Origin of the sequence: Symbiopectobacterium sp., assembly GCF_051710365.1 — a bacterium.
GTDB lineage: Bacteria > Pseudomonadota > Gammaproteobacteria > Enterobacterales > Enterobacteriaceae > Symbiopectobacterium.
In genome coordinates, this window is record NZ_JBPETA010000199.1 from 1 (window position 1) to 5,436 (window position 5,436).

Consider the following 5,436-nt stretch of genomic DNA (forward strand, 5'->3'; position numbering starts at 1 on the left):
GAGTTCAGTATTGGTGACAGACCACCACAAGTATCCAACCTCAATTCTATTCACAAGACCATCGTTGATGTTCTCGGCGAGCGATACCGTCGAATTTATTCTTAAAGTAGGTGCGGAATGACGGTTACTTGATACACATCAAACAAAAATTAAATATCGCTCATTCCTCCTTCCGCGATGAATAAAAGCATCAAAAAAACGCTAAAAAAAAGCCCCCTGTCAACCGTTAGGGTGACAGGGGGCTTTACTGCGCGAAATGAGGTTATTTCACGCTGTGCGACAAATCGCTGGCAATATGCACCGTTTCTTCCAGATAGGCATCCGGAGCCTGATAATCCTTGGGTAAATCATCCAGAGATTTCAGCGGTTTTTTACCTTCGCGTTTGAAGCGTTCGTTAAGACGATTCAAACGTAATGCTTCATCGTCGTTATTCTCTTTTTCACGCTGCGCGTAATTAAGGGAAACGATATTACGTTTCTCTTTATTGGCGTTGTAACGGGCAACATCCTGAATGATATATTGGAATTCAGGATCTTTGGCAATACGTGACTGGTGCTGCTCTTTCAACGCACTGATATAGGGTTTCAAATCCCCCAGCTTGCCATAGCGTGCTGCATTGATGCTGTCCCAGACCAAGGCGTTATCTTCAAATTTCTCACCGGTTTCAACCGCTTCTGTGCCCGTTGGCATCAGAATATCCGGCGTGACACCGCGCAACTGCGTGCTGCCGCCATCAATACGGTAGAACTTCTGAATGGTGTAGGAGACGGAACCTAATCCCGGCCACGCTGGATGCAGCATCTGATCGTAAATACGGTTCAAGGAGCGATACTGCTGCACCGTACCTTTACCGAAGGTCGGTTCACCCACAATCAATGCACGGCCATAGTCCTGCATGGCGGCGGCGAAAATCTCTGATGCCGACGCACTGAAACGATCGACCAGCACGACCAGTGGACCTTTATAGTAGACCACGCCATCGGTATCGCTGTCTTCACGCACCTTGCCGTTGTTATCACGGATTTGCACTACAGGGCCGCTGGGAATGAACAGACCGGAAAGTCCTACCACTTCGGTCAGCGCACCGCCACCGTTGCCACGCAGGTCGATCACAATGCTGCTGACATTCTGTTTTTCCAGCTTTTGCAATTGCACTTTGACGTCATCCGTCAAGCCCACATAAAAACTGGGAATATCCAGCACCCCGATGGTCTCTTTGCCCACGGTTTTAACCGACATTTTCACCGCGCGATCTTCCAGACGAATACGCTCACGGGTCAAAGTGACGGTTTTGGTGCCTTTGCCACCGGGCAAGATCTCAAGTCGCACCTTGCTGCCTTTGGGGCCTTTAATCAATGCCACCACGTCATCAAGCCGCCAACCGATCACTTCTACCATCGGTTTGCCGTTTTGTCCGACGCCGACAATGCGATCGCCAACGGTGATGCTTTTACTTTTTGCCGCTGGGCCACCCGCCACCATGGAGTTGATGACCGTGTAATCATCATCCATTTGCAACACTGCGCCGATACCTTCCAGAGAAAGGCTCATGTCAGTATTAAACTGTTCCGTATTACGCGGTGATAAATAGCTGGTGTGGGGATCCATTTCTCGCGCAAACGCATTCATCACCAGTTGAAAAACGTCTTCACTGTTGCTCTGCGCCAGACGACGGATGGCAAACTGGTAACGCTTGGTGAGCGTTTCCTTGATCTCTTTGTCATCTTTACCGGTGAGTTTTAACGTCAGCCAGTCATATTTTACTTTGGCATCCCACAGGCGGTTCAGCTCACCGACATTTTGCGGCCACGGCGATTTGCTGCGATCCAGCTCAATGGTGTCTGTTCCTGTGAGATCAATGGGTTTCTCTAATACGGAGAGGGCATATTGCAAGCGCTCGAAACGGCGTTTTTGCGCCAGATTGTAAAGCGCATAGGGCACGTCCAGTTTGCCGCCTTTCAGATCTTCGCCCAACTGCCCTTTTTGATTGGCAAATTCGGCGATATCGGAGGCCAACAGCACGTTATGGCTGTAGTCCAGCATGTTGAGATAGCAGTTGAAAATTTTCTCGGAAAATTGTTCATCGAGCGCTATCTGCCGGTAGTGCGAGCGTAAGAAACGCAGTGAGATGCGATCGCTCTCGGTGGCATGCTGAAGTTCCTGGTGCAGTTGGGGAATCTGATCTGCACGCGTGATCATCTCACTGCGCGAGACAGGTGCTTCTTTGGCCACGCTCACGCCTGCAAGCAATGCTGCAGCAAGCACCGTCATTCGGATTAATGTGTTCATGCCCTGGTTGGCCCTCCGTATCAGAACTGCAAGTGTTCTGCGCGCACAATCATTGCCAGACCGGAAGCCAGTTGAACCCGAACTTCACCTTTGGCAATCTCAAGCACCGTAGCGTCCATGGCATCTTTGCCCGCTCTGACTTTGATCTCTTGACCAATTTTCAGGGCGGTAATACCCGTCACGTTAACACGCTGCGGTTGCGGCGCACGCTCGGTAGCCGCTTTGGGCTGGCGAGGCATAGAAGCACGCGGCGCAGTGGCACGAGGTTGACGCGGAGCACTGTCGGCTGCTGGGCGCTCGCGGCGCGGAGCAGGTTTACGCTGACGCGCAGGTTGATCGGTGGTTTCACCCGCAGCACGACGTTTTGCTTGCTGCTCAGCTCGCTGCGCCTGAACGCGCGCTTTCGCTTCTTCCAACTGCTTGCGAGCGTGATCGACATGCTGCTGTTCCAATTCACCGCACGGATTGCCATCCAAATCCACACGTTGCGCACCCAGCTTGATGCCGTACAGGTAACGCCAACTGGAGGTATAAAGGCGCAATGCAGAACGCAATTGCGTTTTACTCACACTGTCAGTCTCTGACACACGCGTGACAAGATCCTGAAAAATACCGATTTTCAAAGGCCGAGTGTCACCTTCAGTGTTGAAACAAAGCGGAAACCGTTCTGCCAAAAAGGCAATGACATCTTTACTACTGTTCAACTTAGGTTGATTTTCCATGAAATTTCCTGATTACAACGGGTTTGCCAACCAGCGCAGGCATGAACAGGCGACATTATAATGACGCCATCAGCAATTGCTACGTTATCCTTCTCTCTGCGTGAGAGAATTGATAAAAATCAGCACATCGCTCTGTTGCAATTGTGCGCAGAGCACGGCGACCAGCGCTTTAAGACCTTCTTCGTCTTCCGCGTCAAAACGCGCATAGGACGTGCTATCAATATCCAGCACGCCAATCAGTTGGCCGTTCACAGAAAGCGGCAACACGATCCCGGCATTACTGGCGGCATCGCAGGCGATGTGACCAGGAAAAGCATGCACATCATCGACACGTTGAATGCGGTTCTCCGCTATCGCGCGCCCACAAACGCCTTTGCCCGCAGGAATGCGCACACAGGCAACCCGGCCTTGAAATGGCCCAAGAAACAGCGTGTCATCATCCAGAAGATAAAAACCCGCCCAATTGACGCCCTCCAGGCGCTCAAACAGAAGCGCACTGCTGTTGGCCAAAATAGTGATAAAGCGGCGTTCACCCGTAATCAGTGCGGTAAGATCGCTGACAAGATCCCTATAAAATGATGGTTTGTTCATAAATAATAATTCAGTTTTTCCAAATACCGAAGTACGCCACCCCTAACCGATTGACGCAACAAGCATCGATAACTCAGGGGCATCATCCCACAATGTCTATCACCCTGCTGACAACACTGGCAAGGTCTCCCACAAGAGAAGAAGGATATACGCTTTTGCGTTTTTATTCACATAAACGTGACAGGATGAATTGAGACATACTGCACAGCATGCCACAACAACATTCACTTCGTCAGCGTATTGCGCACATTTCATTCCCCTGCCCTGGCATCTGATTTTCCTGAAACCGACCCGACACATTCAATTACCGTGCACGCCCGGAAGTAGGCTATGATGCTGACGACCTTCACAGCGCAATCCGGCGTAATGAGAATATACAGCATAGTGGGTTCTGCCACGCATAGCGCTCCGCGCCCGCCCGTCACCCAGGCACGCTCTTGCGTTGCCTATGGGCGCTATCACCGTTGCCATGGCTGCGACATGCTGTTTCTGCTTCCGGCAATGCGCAAAGGGGAGTATGCCACCTGCCCACAGTGTGCCACCCGAGTCGGTTCCAGGCGTAACTGGTCAATGACACGACTGGCAGCGATGGCCACGGCGATGCTGCTGTTAATGCCTTTCGCCTATACCGCCCCCCCTGCTCGACATCCGGTTGCTGGGTGTCGCGATCAATGCCAGCCTGTTTGAAGGAATCTGGCAGATGACCAAGCAAGGACACCCGGTTACCGCCAGTATGGTGGCGTTCTGTACCGTAGGCGTGCCGATTACACTAATGGCTTCCCTGCTATATCTCTTTTTTGCCCCGCGCATTGGTATGAATCTGCGGCCTATTCTGCTGTTACTGGAAAAATTGAAAGCCTGGATGATGCTCGATATTTATCTGGTCGGGCTGGCCGTTGCGGCCATCAAGATCCGCGAGTTTTCCGATATTGAGATAGGCCACGGTCTGGTGGCCTATCTCACCTTGACCCTGCTGAGTCTGTTAACCTTGATTCACCTCAATCCGGATCAGCTCTGGCTGCGTTTCTACCCACGACTGCATCCGGTGATCAACCCGGAACGTTATCGCCTGTGTCTGGCCTGCCATTTTACCAGCGCGCCGGACCCCCGGGGGCGCTGCCATACCCCGTTACGAGCACGTCGGCGCCACAGCCTGCAAAAATCCTGGGCGGCATTGATCAGCGCCATCGTATTTCTGGTGCCGGCCAACCTGCTGCCCATCTCGATTCTCTACGTCAATGGCGCGCGCAAAGAGGACACCATCCTGTCAGGCATTATCTCGCTGGCAAACGGCAATGTACCTGTCGCGACGGTAGTTTTTATCGCCAGTATACTAGTGCCCTTCACCAAGGTTATCGTGCTGAGCACCTTGCTGTTGAGCATACATCTGCGCACACAACGCGCTATTACGCAGCGGGACTCAATTCTGGCTGGTAACCCCCAAAGCCTCATTGGCGGGCGTTTCCGGCCTTGATGCCCTGGTTGGCGGTAACTATATCGGTATGATGCCCGGCCCCGGCGAGCCGCAAGCGCACTTTTCTGCGCTGGATACCCAACCGAAATACCGGGTTAACAGCGGGGAGTTGCTGGTCCATCTTCATGCCGATGATTTAGGGTCGCTCAACGCGGGCTCGCTGGTGTATTACCGCAAGATCCCGGTCGGAAAAGTGTACGATTACACCGTAACTCCAGATAATAAAGGCGTGACGGGGCTTTGTTGAATAAATCAGAACTTGTAACGACTGTGCCCCATCGGGTCGATTGTTACGTGATGCGAATACTGTTCGGCATTCCTAATAGCGTGATCCGGTTAAGCGCTTTGACCATCGCCAT

Annotated in this window: 3 protein-coding genes and 3 pseudogenes; 2 read left to right on the forward strand and 4 right to left on the reverse strand. The window is 52.2% G+C overall.

Annotated elements, in window-relative coordinates; all coding sequences use genetic code 11:
* Nucleotides 1-262: 262 nt before the first annotated feature.
* The 3 genes from prc to ACTBDZ_RS14715 form a co-directional block, all read right to left on the reverse strand.
* The gene (gene prc / locus ACTBDZ_RS14705) at nucleotides 263-2,290 is read right to left on the reverse strand and encodes a carboxy terminal-processing peptidase (RefSeq protein ID WP_438815875.1); all 2,028 of its coding nucleotides are present in this window, start codon (nucleotides 2,288-2,290) and stop codon (nucleotides 263-265) included.
* A gap of 20 nt (nucleotides 2,291-2,310) precedes the next feature.
* Nucleotides 2,311-3,012: an RNA chaperone ProQ gene (gene proQ / locus ACTBDZ_RS14710; RefSeq protein ID WP_438815876.1), complete on the reverse strand. Its 702-nt coding sequence runs from the start codon at nucleotides 3,010-3,012 to the stop codon at nucleotides 2,311-2,313.
* Between the two features lie 84 nt (nucleotides 3,013-3,096).
* A complete protein-coding gene (locus ACTBDZ_RS14715) occupies nucleotides 3,097-3,603 on the reverse strand; it encodes a GAF domain-containing protein (RefSeq protein WP_438815877.1) in 507 nt (168 codons plus the stop codon).
* 366 nt (nucleotides 3,604-3,969) lie between these two features.
* Here ACTBDZ_RS14715 and ACTBDZ_RS14720 point away from each other — a divergent pair.
* Nucleotides 3,970-5,032, forward strand: a pseudogene (locus ACTBDZ_RS14720) (PqiA/YebS family transporter subunit); the annotation flags it as partial.
* A pseudogene (locus tag ACTBDZ_RS14725) lies at nucleotides 5,010-5,312 on the forward strand (MlaD family protein); the annotation flags it as partial. The pseudogenes ACTBDZ_RS14720 and ACTBDZ_RS14725, both read left to right, overlap by 23 nt.
* A gap of 55 nt (nucleotides 5,313-5,367) precedes the next feature.
* Here the strand turns inward: ACTBDZ_RS14725 and ACTBDZ_RS14730 are convergent.
* Nucleotides 5,368-5,436 (reverse strand): annotated as a pseudogene (locus ACTBDZ_RS14730) (surface-adhesin E family protein); the annotation flags it as partial.